This is a genomic window from Microvirga sp. RSM25, from assembly GCF_044784385.1.
In the GTDB taxonomy this organism is placed as follows: Bacteria; Pseudomonadota; Alphaproteobacteria; order Rhizobiales; family Beijerinckiaceae; genus Microvirga; species Microvirga tunisiensis.
Genome location: NZ_CP173039.1, coordinates 3,189,216 through 3,204,131, shown reverse-complemented (window position 1 = coordinate 3,204,131; position 14,916 = coordinate 3,189,216). Strand labels below are relative to the sequence as shown.

Annotated in this window: 11 protein-coding genes and 2 pseudogenes; 2 read left to right on the top strand and 11 right to left on the bottom strand. The window is 64.1% G+C overall.

The features are described from left to right. Positions 1-5: 5 nt before the first annotated feature. The 9 genes and pseudogenes from ACD578_RS15270 to mbfA all read right to left on the bottom strand — a co-directional run bounded on the left by ACD578_RS15270 (position 6) and on the right by mbfA (position 8,356). Positions 6-815: an ABC transporter ATP-binding protein gene (locus ACD578_RS15270; protein ID WP_152710281.1), complete on the bottom strand. Its 810-nt coding sequence runs from the start codon at positions 813-815 to the stop codon at positions 6-8. After that, positions 808-1,533, bottom strand: coding sequence for an ABC transporter permease (locus tag ACD578_RS15265; protein WP_404286261.1), 726 nt, complete (start codon positions 1,531-1,533; stop codon positions 808-810). Before ACD578_RS15265 ends, ACD578_RS15270 begins: the two co-directional genes overlap by 8 nt. Beyond that, entirely contained in the window at positions 1,533-2,255 is a 723-nt protein-coding gene (locus tag ACD578_RS15260) for an ABC transporter permease subunit (protein ID WP_162002866.1), read from the bottom strand. The genes ACD578_RS15265 and ACD578_RS15260 overlap by 1 nt, the downstream gene beginning before the upstream one ends. A 135-nt stretch (positions 2,256-2,390) precedes the next feature. Further along, complete coding sequence (locus ACD578_RS15255) at positions 2,391-3,236, bottom strand: lysine/arginine/ornithine ABC transporter substrate-binding protein (RefSeq protein ID WP_152710283.1); 846 nt, start codon at positions 3,234-3,236, stop codon at positions 2,391-2,393. A gap of 219 nt (positions 3,237-3,455) precedes the next feature. After that, on the bottom strand, positions 3,456-4,301 hold the full coding sequence (locus tag ACD578_RS15250) for a lysine/arginine/ornithine ABC transporter substrate-binding protein (RefSeq protein WP_404286258.1): 846 nt from the start codon (positions 4,299-4,301) through the stop codon (positions 3,456-3,458). A gap of 125 nt (positions 4,302-4,426) precedes the next feature. Further along, entirely contained in the window at positions 4,427-5,125 is a 699-nt protein-coding gene (locus ACD578_RS15245) for a fumarylacetoacetate hydrolase family protein (protein WP_404286256.1), read from the bottom strand. A gap of 184 nt (positions 5,126-5,309) precedes the next feature. Then, on the bottom strand, positions 5,310-6,131 hold the full coding sequence (locus ACD578_RS15240) for a DUF4142 domain-containing protein (protein WP_404286254.1): 822 nt from the start codon (positions 6,129-6,131) through the stop codon (positions 5,310-5,312). A 282-nt stretch (positions 6,132-6,413) separates the two neighbouring features. Then, positions 6,414-7,329 (bottom strand): annotated as a pseudogene (locus ACD578_RS15235) (metallophosphoesterase family protein). Positions 7,330-7,383: 54 nt separating this feature from the next. Then, a pseudogene (mbfA, locus tag ACD578_RS15230) lies at positions 7,384-8,356 on the bottom strand (iron exporter MbfA). Positions 8,357-8,694: 338 nt separating this feature from the next. Between mbfA and ACD578_RS15225 the strand changes: the two are divergent. Further along, entirely contained in the window at positions 8,695-9,177 is a 483-nt protein-coding gene (locus ACD578_RS15225) for an NUDIX domain-containing protein (RefSeq protein ID WP_404286252.1), read from the top strand. 158 nt (positions 9,178-9,335) lie between these two features. Next, positions 9,336-9,848: a GNAT family N-acetyltransferase gene (locus ACD578_RS15220; RefSeq protein ID WP_404286250.1), complete on the top strand. Its 513-nt coding sequence runs from the start codon at positions 9,336-9,338 to the stop codon at positions 9,846-9,848. A 177-nt stretch (positions 9,849-10,025) separates the two neighbouring features. On the opposite strand, the gene ACD578_RS15215 is transcribed toward ACD578_RS15220, so the two are convergent. Next, positions 10,026-12,098 (bottom strand): hypothetical protein, encoded by a 2,073-nt coding sequence (locus ACD578_RS15215; protein ID WP_404286248.1) that lies wholly within the window; start codon positions 12,096-12,098, stop codon positions 10,026-10,028. 12 nt (positions 12,099-12,110) lie between these two features. Beyond that, positions 12,111-14,915, bottom strand: a complete 2,805-nt coding sequence (locus ACD578_RS15210; RefSeq protein WP_404286246.1) for a DUF4159 domain-containing protein — start codon at positions 14,913-14,915, stop codon at positions 12,111-12,113. Position 14,916 lies beyond the last annotated feature (1 nt).

Sequence of the window (14,916 nt, the reverse complement as noted above, 5' to 3'; positions counted from 1 at the left end):
AGGCCTTATCGATGGCTTGAGATGAACTGCTTGAAGCGCTCGGATTTCGGAGCGCCGAACACGTCTGCCGGCGTGCCTTCCTCCTCCACCACGCCCTTGTGGAGGAACACGACCCGGTTCGACACGTCGCGGGCAAACCCCATCTCATGCGTCACCACCAGCATGGTGCGGCCTTCCTCGGCGAGCGAGCGCATGACGCGCAGGACCTCGCCGACGAGTTCCGGATCGAGCGCGGAGGTCGGCTCGTCGAACAGCATCACCTTGGGATGCATGGCGAGCGCCCGCGCGATGGCGGCGCGCTGCTGCTGGCCGCCGGAGAGATGGGAGGGATACTGATTGCGCTTGTCGACGATGCCAACCTTCTTCAGCAGCTCCTCGGCTTCAGCGATGCACTCGGCCTTCGGGCGCTTCTGCACGTGCACCGGAGCTTCGATCACGTTCTCCAGGATCGTCATGTGGGACCAGAGATTGAAACTCTGGAACACCATGGCGACGCGCGAGCGGATGCGATCCACTTGGTGCTGATCGGCAGGCTCCATGCCCTTGCGGCCCTTCTTCAGGCCGATCGTCTCGCCGCCGATGCGGATGTCGCCGGAATCCGGCACCTCCAGCATGTTGATGCAGCGGAGCATGGTCGACTTGCCGGAGCCCGATGCGCCGAGGATCGAGATGACATCGCCCTCCTTCGCACTGAGCGAGACGCCTTTCAGCACCTCGAGGTTTCCGAAGCTCTTGCGCAGATTGTTGACGGAGACGGCAGACGCGGCCTCGGAGGACGCAGATTGGGTCGACAAGGATGCAACTCCGTTAGACATGGGCGGCCTCCAGACGCGGCTCGATGGCCGGGGGGCGGCGCAGATGAGGCGAGAGCCACCATTCGATGGCCATGATAATGCGCGTGATGATGAAGTTGAGAATGAGGTAGATCAATCCCGCAACGATGAAGACCTCGACCGCGCGGAACGTCTGCGAGATGAGTTTCGCGGCAAGCCCGGTCACTTCCATCATGGTGATGATGGAAGCTAGCGACGTGGCCTTCACCATGAGAATGATCTCGCTGCCGTAAGCGGGGAGGGCCTGACGGACCGCGATGGGGAAGACGATGCGGCGGAAGAGCAGGAAGCCCGACATGCCGCAGGCCCGCGCCGCCTCGACTTGGTTGTAAGGCACCGATTGCAGGCCGCCACGCATGATCTCGCTGGCATAGGCTGCGGTGTTGAGGGTGAGGGCCAGCACTGCGCACCAGTAAGGCTCGCGGAAGAACGTCCACAAGCCCCATTCCTGCAGCGTCGGACGGAACTGCCCGAGGCCGTAATAGATCAAGAAGATCTGCACGAGCAGAGGCGTTCCGCGGAACACGAAGACATAGGCCTGTGCTGGCCAGTCGAGGGCCTTGACCCTCGACATGCGCATCAGCGCCAGGAGCATCGCGAAAATGGCGCCGAACGCGACGGATGTGAAGGCCAGGTTCAGCGTCAGCGGCACGCCGCTCATCAGGGTCAGGAAGGTATCCCGCATGAAAGCGAAGTCCATCAGGAAGCCCTCCGCATGCCACGCATCGAGTGGGACTCCGCGCGCTGGAACAGATAGGTCGAAACCCAGGTGATAAGCAGGTAGAGAACCGCCGCCGTGATGTAGAAGTCGAACGGACGGCGGGTCGAGCCTGCCGCAATGTGCGACTGGCGCAGCAGCTCGACGAGGCCCGTCACGGAGATCAGGGCCGATTCCTTCAGCACCAGCTGCCATGTGTTGCCGAGACCCGGGATGGCATAGCGCAGAACCTGAGGCGCGATGATGCGGCGGAACATGAGCCAGCGATGCATGCCGACGGATCGCGCCGCCTCGATCTCGCCCCGGTTCACGACCTGATAGGCCCCGCGGAAGACCTCCGCCTGATAGGCGCCCGACACAATGCCGATGGCCAGGGCACCGGTGACGAAGGCCGGCACGCCGATGAAGCCTTCGGCTCCGAACAGGCTGCCGATAGCGCCGAGCGCCGCGCTGCCGCCGAAATAGAAGAGGTAGATCACGAGCAGATCGGGAATGCCGCGCAGGACGGTGGTGTAGCCGTCCGCCAGGCTTCGGGTGACGAGATTGCCCCCGATCTTCCCCCAGGCCACCAGGGTTCCGACGACGGAGCCGGCGAGGAAACCGCAGAGGGCAACGGCGATCGTCATCCCCGCCGCGGTGAGAAGAGCCCATCCCCAACCGTTGGGGCCGAACCCGACGAGCTCGAAATAGCTCAGCTGCTGCACGCTTCAACTTTCCTGAAAATGCCTCCCCTCACGAAAGCAGAGGGTAAGACAGGATCTGTCAAATCCGGCCTTTGACCGGATCATGTCGCGGGTCCGTTTAGCAGGACCCGCGACTTTGTTTCCAGCACGATCTCGTCAGACTTGCGGAGTAGCGTCGATCTTGAACCACTTCTCGGACAGCTTCTTGATCGTGCCGTCCTTGATCGCAGCCTGGATCGCCTCGTCGAAGGATTTTTTCAACTCCGTGTCCTCCTTGCGCATGCCCACGGCGACACCCCGGCCCAATACGCCGCCGCGCATGCCCGTGCCGGCAATGACCATATCCTTGAACTCCGGCTTCTCCTGTGTGGCTTTCAAGGCCCCGTGGCCTGCGAAGATCGCGTCGACGCGGCCGGCGGTCAGGTCGAGGTCGTGCTGCTCTGTCGTCTTGTACTCGCGGATCTCGACCGTATCCTTGAAGTACTGCTCCACGAACTGTGCGTTCACGGTCGAACCCTGCACACCTATCGTTTTGCCCTTCAAAAGCGACTTCCAGGCTTCGATTGCCTTCTTCGCACCCTCAGGGTCCTTTTCAAAGCTCACCGTCGTGCCGGTCCCCGCCAGCTTGGCGAGCGGAGAATCTTTCATCACGCCCCAGCCGTGGGGAGTGGCGGCATAGGGAAGCGAGAAGTTGATCGTCTCCAGGCGCTTGTCGGTGATGTTCATGCCGGCCATGATGGCGTCGTACTTCTTCGCCTGAAGCGCCGGGATGATGCCGTCCCAATCCTGGGCGACGATCTCGCACTTCACCTTCATGCGCCCGCAGAGCTCGTTGGCGAGATCGATCTCATAGCCTTCGAGCTTGCCGCCTGCGCCCGTAAAGTTCCACGGAGCGTAAGCGCCTTCCGTGGCGATCTTGACGGTCTTATCCTGTGCCGTCGCTCCGCCGACGGCGAGGGCGGAGGCCAACAGGCCGAGACCCAATGTCTTAAAGAGTTTCATCGTCATCCCTCTGGTCAGCTTCGACTGATCCTATTGTCGGATGAGGGTCGTCGAGGACCTCCATCTCGTACTCAGAAACTAACATTCAAAAGCCAAGCCGGCGCAAGTCCTAAACATGCTGAATAAAGCGCCCAAGCTGGCGATTTCGGTCGCAATCGGGCCTGATCGATACAAAAAAGGCGCGGCCGAAGCCGCGCCTCTCATGGATCGAAGCGAAGATCAGCCCTTGGGGGAGATGTCCACCTTGAACCACTTCATGGACAGGGTCTTAACCGTTCCGTCCTTGACCGCCGCATTGATCGCCTCGTTGAAGCTCTTCTTCAACTCGTCGTCGCCCTTACGCAGGCCGACACCAACGCCGGCACCCAGGAGGCCGCCGGTGATGGACGGACCGACCATGACGTAATCCTTGAATTCCGGCTTATCGAGCGTGCCCATAATGGCCGTGGAATCCGCCAGGACGGCGTCGATACGGCCGGCCGCGAGGTCGAGGTCGTGCTGTTCGGTGGTCTTATACTCGCGGATTTCCGCAGTGCCCTTCAGGTACTTGTCCGCGAAGTTGGCGTGGATCGTCGAGCCCTGGACGCCAACGGTCTTGCCCTTGAGGATCTCCTTCGAAGCGTCGATGGCCTTCTCGGCGGCAGCCTGCTGGGTGCCGAGGTGATAGGCTTGGCCCGTACCTGCCATCTTGGCGAGGGGCGACGACTTGGCGACCATGTAGCCGTTAGGGCCGTTCACGTAGGGGCCCGCGAAGTCGATGGTCTTCTTGCGCTCGTCGGTGATGCTCATGCCGGCCATGATGGCGTCGTACTTCTTGGCGGTGAGCGCCGGAATGATGCCGTCCCAATCCTGAGCCACAATCTCGCACTTCACCTTCATGCGCCCGCACAGGTCGTTGGCGAGGTCGATCTCGAAGCCTTCGAGCTTGCCGCCTGCGCCCGTAAAGTTCCACGGGGCGTAGGCGCCTTCCGTGGCGATTTTCACCGTCTTCTGCTGTGCGGCTGCTCCGCCGATCGCAAGAGCAGAACCGAGAAGAGCCAAGCCGACGGTCTTAACGAATTTCATAGTCGTTCCCTTGTTTGTGGGCCCCGGCTTCGCCAGGGCCTGACTTGCCCGCGGCCCTCTCAGGCCGCGCCGTGACGCAGTAACAGCCAAACTTGGCAAAAAGGCAAGAGGTGGTAAATCAGGCTTCACACAACCCGAAGCTTGATCTCACCCAGCCCCTCGATGGCGCCCACCATGGTCTGACCTTGCGTCACTGCGCCCACTCCGTCCGGGGTGCCGGAGAAGATCACGTCGCCGGGGACGAGTTCGAAATAGGAGGAGAGATAGGCGATCTGCTCGGCGACGGACCAGATCATGTCGGACAGATCCGCCTTCTGCCTGGTCGTGCCGTCCACCGACAGGGAAATGACGCCGCCGGCAGGGTGTCCAACCTGCGAGACGGGACGGATCGGTCCGACCGGGCCCGAATGATCGGCAGCCTTCCCGAGCTCCCAGGGGCGGCGAAGCTGCTTGGCTTCGTCCTGGAGATCGCGGCGGGTCATGTCGAGCCCGACCGCATAGCCGAAGACGTGGTCGAGGGCCTGCTCGACAGGGATGTCGCGCCCGCCCTTGCCCAGCGCCACGACCATCTCGATCTCGAAATGGTAGTTCCCGGTCTTCGGTGGATAGGAATGATCTGCCAGTTCACCGTCCATGACGGGCTGGAGAGCGTCCGCCGGTTTCATGAAGAAGAAGGGCGGCTCGCGGGTCGGATCGCCACCCATCTCCCGTGCGTGGGCCGCATAGTTCCTGCCGACGCAATAGACGCGGCGGACCGGGAACACGTCGGGGCTGCCGGCAACGGGGAGGGCGGGGATCGAAGGCGCGGGAATGACGTAGGCCATGGAAGCTCGCGGAATGTAGGGGGTGATCGACAGGGCCCCTAAGGCAGGACCTGCTGATGCCTTCCTACACCTTGGAATGTGCATCACAAGCCACCGCAAGCAGGATTCAGGTAGCTCTTTGGGCGAACATGAAGACGGCGGGCCCGATGGACCCGCCGCGAAGAGGATTCAAACAGATAGCCGCTTAGCGACGACGGGCCGTGCCGCCCGGAAGGCGCTGAGCGTCTGCGGCGTGGTGCTCGAGGTGCGGAACCACGGAGGCCGCGAACTGGCGCAGTGACTGATCGTTGCCGGCCTGAGCATAACCCGAGTGAAGAGCCAGGGCCTCCTGGTGAGCCATGCGCTGGGCCTGACCATAGAGGCGATCGAACTGCGGGCCCGAGGTCGAGGCGAGCTGGTTCAGCATGGCGGTCTTCTCAGGGCTGAGCGGCATGCCGAGGCGGATCGGGGTCACCGAGCCCGTCGACTGCACATCGGCCGTACGGCCTGCCGCAGCACCCGTCGTCGCGCCGACACCGGCGCCGACAGCCGCGCCTACAGGACCGCCCACCAGGGCGCCGACGCCAGCGCCGGCCAGAGCACCGGTTGCCGTACCCCCAGCGGTACCCGGAGAGCCGCTGGCTGCAGCGCCGGCCGTGGCACCAGCCGTCGCGCCGACGCCAGCACCCACTGCCGCACCGACCGGGCCGCCGACGAGGGCGCCGATGCCGGCGCCGGCGAGCGTGCCGCCCAGCGAGCCGCCGATGAACTCACCGGATGCAGTATAGACCGGGCGACCGCCGTTGAGGGCTTGGCTCGTCATGCCATGATCTCGGATCATGTTCTCGGCGTAGCGGCGCACGGCGGGGTTGCGCGAGCGCTCGAGGGCGAGCTGGCTCGAGGCAATCTCGAAAGCATCCGATTGAGCCGCCATCATGCGGTAGGTCTGGCTGTCCATGACCTGGGCAGAGGCTGGAATGGCCGAAACGGACGCAAGTAATGCCGAAAGGGCAAGATATTTTTTCATGAGGTGACTCCTGTTTACGGGATCGCAGAACACCACGCGAGGCCGATCAGGCCTGCAAAGCTCATAGGTGGCTGCTGCATCCGTTCAACGGAGTGCGATGTGAGCGGTTCCAGAAAAGGTAAGGATAGAGTGCCAGTAAGGATGAGACCGATGGCGACCAGAAGAAAGGCGGAGCGTCAATTCCAATAAAAACAAGGGTTCAAGGGAAATTGCATGCTTCGGACCGCAAGCGAAGCCTTGCAATATTCTCTGCATATCGAGAAGCTTGGCAGGAATGCCGGATCAAGACTTGTCTTTTGGCTGGCGGATACGTGCGAGCGAGAGCATGCCCATCCCACCAACCGTGCCGTCAGGCCCTCAGTCCCCGAAGCTCGGCCGCCAGGAGAAAGCCGGTCTCATCCTGCCCGATCGTGAAGAGATGATAGCCGGCCTTGTGGGTCAGCGTTCCGCTTCGGGCCGAGGCAGAAGGGGCGCCGATGACCGGAATGGGACCGCGTGGACCGTCGAGATGGGCGAGCGAGCCCACATGGTTGTGCCCGTGCAACACGAGCTCCGCGCCGACCCGGCACAGCATCTTCTCGAAACGGGAGGCGTCGGTGAGGTTGCGGCCTGCCTCGGCACCGCCGATATGGGGCGGGTGGTGGATCAGCACGATCCGGAAGCAGCCCGGATCGCGCCCCAGCTCACCGAGAATCTGTTCGACGGCTTTCATCTGTTTTGATCCGACCCGGCCGCTCGCCACGAAGGGCAGGGTAGGGATGGCCGAGGACAAGCCGATGATGGCAATCGGCCCGTAGTGGCGCAGATAGGGAAAAACCCCTTCGCTGCCGTCATCGCCCCGGGTCCAGGGCGAGATCTCGCGCATCAAACCTTCGAGCGAACCGCGGACATAAGCATCGTGATTGCCCGGCACGAAGGTGACGCGTGACGGATCGCCCAAGCCTTCGAGAAAGACGCGGGATGTCTTCCATTCATCGGGCAGGCCGATGTTGCAGGTGTCGCCCGTGCAGGTGATGTGGTCCGGGTTCTGCGCGTGGATGTCGGCGACGAGCTCCGCCAGAAGCTCCATGTCGTGAAGATCCTGCCGGCTACTGTGCCAGTTGTACCAGCCGGTCAGGCGCTTGCTCAGGAGCTGCTTCAGGCGCGGCCGGGGAAGTGGGCCCACATGGGGGTCGGTCAGATGAGCGATGCGGAACATAGCGGCCGGGTTGATGCGAGTGGAAGCGAGAGTTCGCGCGCGCAACCGCTTGCGTCAAGCGCTGCCGATGAAGATACCGGCGAGAAGCACCAGAACGCCCCCGACGATGACCTGATAGGTCGCGCTCCAGAACGGCGTCTCCATGTATCGCGTTCGGATCCATGAAATCGCGACCAGTTCCACCGCCACCACGAGCGCCGCGACGCTGGTGGCCAGGATGAAGGCGTTGGGCCAGGAATCCGGCAGCAGGTAGGGCAGGGTATGGCCGAGGCCGCCAGCTGCCGTCATGAGGCCGCAGACCAGACCGCGCAGCCACGGCGAGCCGCGGCCCGTGATCTCGCCATCATCGGAGAGGGCTTCGGTCAGGCCCATGCTGATGCCGGCGCCGACGGAGGCTGCAAGCCCGACGAGGAAGGTCTCCCAATTGTTCTGGGTAGCGAAGGCGGCGGCAAAGAGGGGCGCGAGGGTCGAGACCGAGCCGTCGATGAGCCCGGCCAGTCCCGGCTGCACATATTGCAGCACGAAGAGCCTGCGGCGGGCATGTTCCTCGGCGGCTTCCGCGTTCTCTGTCAGATGGGCCGCGTGCAACTCGTTGGCCTTGCGTTCATGGCCGCGCTCGACTTCCGCCAGCCTGGTGAACAATTCGCGCAGGGACACGTCGAGGGTTTGCTGCGCGGCCTTCTCATAGAAATTCGCCGCCTGCAGCTCCATGATCTCCGCCTCGCGACGCATGCGGTCGAGGTCGAGGTGGGGGGCTCCACCAAACGGCGCGGCGCTTCAGGAAGCCGCGCACGTCCTCCCGGCGGATGGGAGGGAGATGCTCGCCGAACCGGGAGCGATAGAAGCCATAGAGGGAATTGCGATGGGCCCGCTCTTCCTCGGCCATGCCGTCGAAGATCTCGGCCGAGGCGGGGAAATCGGGGCGAATGCGATCCGCGAAATGCTGGTAGATCCGCGAATCTTCCTCTTCGTTGGCAATGGCGAGCGCGATAACCTCGCGCCCGGAAAGTTCGGACAGAGACTTCATACCTGCTCCTGTTTAGAAGTATTCTAAACAAGAAATCGGGCTGTCGCCAAGCCTCCCTACGGTGGCAGGACGGCTGGATTGAAGCTTAGTACTGCGCGCCCGGGATCAGGGTCGAGTAGATCGAGTGGTCCTCGAGGTTGAGAGCTGGGGACCAGGAGAAGCGGGCGGAGCGGTTGAGACGGGACAGGATCAGCGCGAGAAACATTGGAACACCTTTGGTTGGCGCTGTCTTAGACCTTCGTATAATGCAGGTCACGCGCCAAATTGCGGGAACAGCTATGCATTTGATGAATGACTACATTCATCCTCCGGTAAGCTTGTTATGATTGCTTGGTCCGATGTCTGACTCTCAGCCGCCTCGCAGGGCGTCGCGCCTCATTTCCTGGAGCCTTCATACGTACTGGCGCTTCTCCCGCGGCATGACGCTCGGTGTGCGCGGCGTGGTTCTCGACGACCGGAACCAGATCTTTCTCATCAGGCACACCTACGTTCCCGGCTGGCACCTACCAGGAGGAGGCGTCGAGACCGGTGAGACGGCCCTCGATGCGCTCGGTCGCGAGCTCCGGGAAGAGGCCTGCATCGCCGTGGACGAGACGCCTCACCTTTTCGGCGTCTTCTTCAACAACAGGATCTCCCGGCGCGATCACGTGCTGGTCTATGTGATCCGGCGCTTTACGGTGCTGGAGGCCAAACGGCCGGACCGAGAGATCGCCGAGGCCGGCTTCTTCCCTCTCGACCAGTTGCCCGATGGAACGACCGTTGCCACCCGCAACCGTTTGGCTGAAATCCTCGAGGGGCAGCCTGCCTCCACGAACTGGTGATAGAGCATTTGCGCCACGTTCCCGACGCTGCTATGGCCTAGCAACTTCAGGAAACGCCGCGCCCATGAGCATCACCCGGATTCTGCGACGACGACACGGCTGACATCAAGTCCAGCTGCCATTTCTGTTTCCCCGTCCTTCGCGCCCTGAGTCCGTTCATGACCGAGCTCTCGCTCCTGATCCGCACAGAACAACCCATCGATTCCGAGGCTATTGAACGCCTGCACGAGCGCGCCTTCGGCCCCGGCCGCTTCGCCCGCACCGCCTCGCGCCTAAGGGAAGGGGCGTCCCACCTGCTCGATCTGTCGTTCACCGCCTTGGTCGGCACGCTGCTGGTCGGCTCGGTGCGCATGACGCCGGTGATGGCCGGCGGCGTGCCCGCCCTGATGCTGGGACCACTCACCGTCGAGCCCGCTTTCGAGAGCCGCGGCATCGGCGCGGCCCTGATGCGCCGCTCCCTCGATGCCGCCAAGGCGAAGAGCCACACCCTGGTTTTGCTTGTAGGTGACGAGCCCTATTACAGCCGCTTCGGATTCAAGCGCATCCCGCCGCAGCAATTGCAGCTTCCCGGGCCGGTCAATCCGATCCGATTCCTAGCGCTGGAGCTGGTCGAGGGGGCACTGGCCGGCGCGAAGGGGCTGGTAAGCCCTCTTCCTGACACAGGCAGGTAGCGGAAACCTCCCGTCCCCTCGACGTCGTGGCCGGGCTTGTCTCGGCTATCTCGATTATGTGGAGCGCTGCGCCTTTCATATCGGGATCACCGGCACAAGGCCGGTGATGACGTGGCGGTGAAAGCGTGGCCCATACTCATCGAGCGCCACGCTCCGAATTTGCACCCTCGATCCCGCTCAAGCCTGCCGTCGTCCCTCGATCAGCCAGGCGGCGAGCGTCGAGCCGATCAGGAGCACCAGACCGACGAAGCCGAGCGCCATGGGGAAGACGGACACGCCGCGGACGATGGCGCTGTCGCTGGGCTTAATCCCGATCCAGTCGCCGCCGGAAAAGCGCGTGCCGGAATGCACCGCGAGAACGCGGGGCACCGTAATGCTCTGATCGCCCGCCATGGCGACCCGCCGCACCGATCCGCCCGTCGCTTCGGCAATCGAACTCAAGGCTTCCGTGTTGCTGAACACGTCCATCAGCTCGCGGGGATTGGCCGGGCCGATGCTGACGAAGGTGATGAGATCGCCCGAGCGGACCGTATGCAATCCGAGTTCGCGGCTTGCGACCTGCGCGGTGAATAGGCCGGGGCGCGTCTCGGTCAGCGGGACGCTGCTCTCCGCACCACTCGGCGCGACGAGGGTCGCGGGATCGGCCGTTTCCGCCATGGTCTGCCGCTCGATGCGAATGTCACGCCCTTGGGCGCTCGCACGTAGCGCTTCCTCCTCAAGGGCAGGCTCCTTCATGAGCCAATGGGCGAGGCGGCGCAGGAGATCGAGATGCGGCCCGCCGTCCTGGTAGCCGCGGGCCCAGAGCCAGGCATGATCGGACAGCAGCAGCGCGACCCGGCCCTTGTCCTCCCGGCGCAGGACGAGAAGCGGCAGGTCGTTCGCCCCCGACATGAGAGTATCGCCCGATTGCACCTGCGAGCCGATGATGCGCAGCCACTCGCCCCAGGCAGGCGGCGATTGCTCGGAGCCCGGCAGGTCGCGGGTGACAGGATGCCGGTCGCCGGTATCGGTGATCCGCGCCTTGTAGGGTTGCTCGACGATGCTGCCGTTGGGCTGACCCGGAATGATCGGGGCGAGCCGCGTTTGCGCGAGACTGCCGTAGCTCGCGAATTCGGGACCGGCCGCCACGAGGATTGCGCCGCCCTCGCGCACATAGCGCACGATGTTCTCGAAATAGCTGGAGGGCAGGATGCTCTGGTTCGCGTAGCGGTCGAAGATGATCAGATCGAATTCCTTGATCTTCTGCTGGAACAGCTCGCGGGTCGGGAAGGCGATCAGCGAGAGTTCGTTGATCGGCGTGCCGTCCTGCTTCTCCGGCGGGCGCAGGATGGTGAAGTGGACGAGGTCCACATTGGCATCGGATTTCAGGAGATTGCGCCAGGTGCGTTCGCCCGCATGCGGCTCGCCGGAGACGAGCAGCACGCGCAGCTTCTCGCGGATGCCCTCGATGGGAACGACAGCGCGGTTGTTGGCTTGCGTCAGCTCGTTGGCTAAGCCTTCCACTTCGAGCTCGACGACATTGGTGCCGCCATGCTCGATGCGCACGTCGAGGGAGAAGGGCGTATCGGCGCGTACCTGCTGACGGGTGAGGACCTGCCCGTCGCGGCGCACGGTCACGAGGGCTGAACCCGTGCCGCCGCGCTCCATGATCTGCGCGCGGATGGTCTGGTCCTTGCCGACGATGCCGAAGCGGGGAGCCTCCAAAAGCTTGATCTGCCGGTCGCGCTCGTCGGGACGACCGGTGATGAGCGCGTGAAGCGGCGCCCTGAAGCCGAGTCCTTCCACGGAAGGCGGAATATCGTGCACCACGCCGTCGGTGACGAAGACGACGCCGGCGAGGCGGTCCGGCGGCACGTCGGCCAATCCGTTGGAGAGGGCGGCGAACAGACGCGTGCCGTCATCGCCGTTGCCGTCATCCGCTTCGATGAAACGGGGATCTACGTCGGCCAGCGAACCGAAGCGGCGCTCCAGTTCGGCTCTCACTTGGTCGGTCATGGGAGAGCGGTCGCCCAGCGTCTGCGAGGTCGAGCGGTCGATGACCACCGCCACGATATCCTTCACCTTCTCCCGATCCTCCTGCACCAGCGCCGGGTTGGCGAGAGCAAGGAGAACGAGCCCGAGGGCGATCGCCCTGAGGATTGCGACGGGGCCGCGGGAGACCAGCGCAAGGATCGCCAGCAGGGTGACGACCGCGCCGAGGGCCCAGAGGGCGTAAGTCGGGATGAGGGGTGAGAAGCTGATCGAAAGCAATACAGTCTCCCCCTACTGCCCGAGGCGTTCGAGCAGGGCCGGTACGTGCACCTGGTCGGCCTTGTAGTTGCCGGTCAGCGCATACATGACGATGTTGACGCCGCTGCGATACGAGAATTCCCGCTGCCGCTGATCGCTGCCCACGACCGGGTAAAGCGACTCGCCGCGCGCTCCCACGGCCCAGGCAGCGGCGAGATCGTTGGACGTGATGATGATCGGCGAGACTCCATCGCCCGAGCGAGCGGGACGGCTTGCCTCGCCCTCGGCTTGCGGCGGCAGGGCCTCGACCCAGGTCTGTCCCGTGGCGTAGCGGCCGGGGAAGCTGTCGAGGATGTAGAAGGTTTTGGTGAGCACGTGATCGGCCGGCACGGGCTCGAGTTCGGGAATGTCGAGGCTCGCCAGCATCCGGCGCAGGTACTGCCCCTCGGCGGTGGGCGCTCCGTCCGGACGATTGCCGAAGGCATCGCGCGTGTCGAAAATCACCGTTCCGCCGCCCTTCATGAAGGCATCGAGGCGCCGGATCGCAGCCTCGGACGGCATGGGTCGCGCTGCGACGATAGGCCAATAGATCAGCGGATAGAACGCGACCTCGTCCCGCGAGAGATCGATCCCGATGGGCTCGCCCGGCGAAAGGGCCGTCCGCTGGCTCAGCACCTGCGTCAGCCCTGTCAGTCCCGCCTTGCTCGTCTCGTCGACCTGCGTGTCTCCCGTGACGACATAGGCGAGCCGCGTCACGAGAGCGGGATTGGAGCTCTCCATGGTCATGGATGATCGGCGGTCCTGCGCGCTCGCGTCGGAGAACGGATTGAGGAGGAGGGACGCGCCCAAGACAATGGCGGCCGCAGCGCCGGCCCGGCGCAAGCGGCCAGTGAGGTTCGACAGGTGGCCGCCGAGCCAGAGCGAGGCCAGGGTATCGGCCAGCAGGAGCAACAGGGCCAGCATGAACAGCGGCATGCGCAGATCGATTGTCTGTGAACCGGCAAGGGGCGCGATCCGCGCATTGAGAGGAGCGTAATTGAGCAGGGCGAGCCGGTCGCCCGATAGAAGCGCATTCACCGCAAGGCTCGAATCCACGGGACCGTAGAAACCCGGCGGATGCTCGTCATTCGCACGCTCGGCATAGTTGCGCGCTACGGCACGGGCATTCGCCGGGGGCGAGGTGAAGATGCCATAGCCGTCAAGGGTCAATCGTGGCGCCACGGTCTCGTTCTCCGCATTGCGCGCTTCCGCATTCACATCGTTCGGCGCACCGGCGAGAGCCGTGGTCCGGCGCAGCATGTCGACGAAGAGGCCCGACAGAGGCAGGTTCGACCAGGTGGTGTCGGCCGTGACGTGGAAGAGCACGATCATGCCGTCGCCGCGCTTGTCCGCCGTAACGATGGGCGTGCCGTCGGCCAGGGAGGCCCAGGTTCTCTCCGGGAGATCGCCGTCCGGCTCCGCGAGGATCTGACGGCGGATGCCGATTTCCTCTGGCACGGCAAGGCCGAAATAAGGGCTTTCACGGGTGAACGGTGCGAAGGTCTTCGGCGTGTCCCAGGACAATGTGCCGCCAAGGCTGCGTCCGCCGCGGCGCAGGCGCACCGGCACGAGTTCGTCATTGCCGGCGGCAAGCCTGGAGCCGGCGAAGCGCAGCAGCATGCCGCCCTTCTCGACAAAGGCCGTCACCTTGCCGAGTGTTTCCCGATCGAGGCCGCCGACATCCGCCAGCACAAGAATGGAAACCTGTTCGTCGATGAGCTGGTTCACCGCATCGGCGACAGCGCCGCGGCCGTTGCGGATCTCGGAATAGGGCGAGAGCGCTCGCTCGATATAGTAGAGGGGCGAGAGAAGCGGCTGGGCCTGATCGGAGGTGCCACCAAAGACGAGACCGACGCGGCGGCGCTTGCCGCGCTCGTCGAGAAGATGCACGGCCCCGGCAGAGCCTTCACCGAGGATTTCGATGCGTGCGATGGCGTTGCGGATCTCGGTCGGCAGGTCGAAGGCGACATTCGTCTCGGTGGCGTTCTGATCGAAGGAGAAGTGCATGTCGGCGAGCGGCAGGCTCTTCAGATCGAGTGCACGCACCGTTCCGGCATCGCGTCCGTTCGGCTCGGGCCGCACGAGCCTGACATTGAGCTGGCCGCTGGCGTTCTCGACGCCGGCAATGGCCAGAACCGGGGCGCGATCCGCTTTCAGGACGGTGATCCGCTGCCCGTTTGCCATTTGCGCCAAACCGTCGATGAAGCCCTGTCCCTCAACGCCCGCAACCCCATCGCTGATCCAGACAATGTTGGCCTCTGGCGTGGATTCCATGAATCGCCTGACGGAATCGAGATGGACCTGACGGTCCTGCAGATGCGGAAGAGGTTTCAGAGACCGCAATCGTTCCAGTGCGGCGGCCGGGCTCGCGAGCTCGATGGCGGCCGGAGCTTCCGCCGTGGCCACCAGCGCGACGGTGCGTCCGTCGCGTCCGGCCGCTTCGATGCGCTCGGCCGCGAGGTTCATGCGATCCCGCCAGTCGTGAGCGGCGGCAAAGCCGTTGTCGAGCATGATCAGAATCGGCGAGCGGTTGTTGTCTTCCGCCAGCGGATTCCAAATCGGACCGGCGGCCGCGAGGATGAGGAAGGCGGCAAGCAACAGCCGCAGCAGCAGAAGCCACCAGGGCGTGCGTGCGGGCATTTCCTGTTCGGGCCGCAGATCCGCGAGAATTTTCAGAGGCGGGAAGTCGACCCGCCTCGGCTGCGGCGGCGTGATGCGCAGCAGCAACCAGATCGCCGGCAGGGCGGCAAGCGCCGTCAGGACGAGCGGAACGGCGAAGGTGAGGGGAAGGCCCAGCATC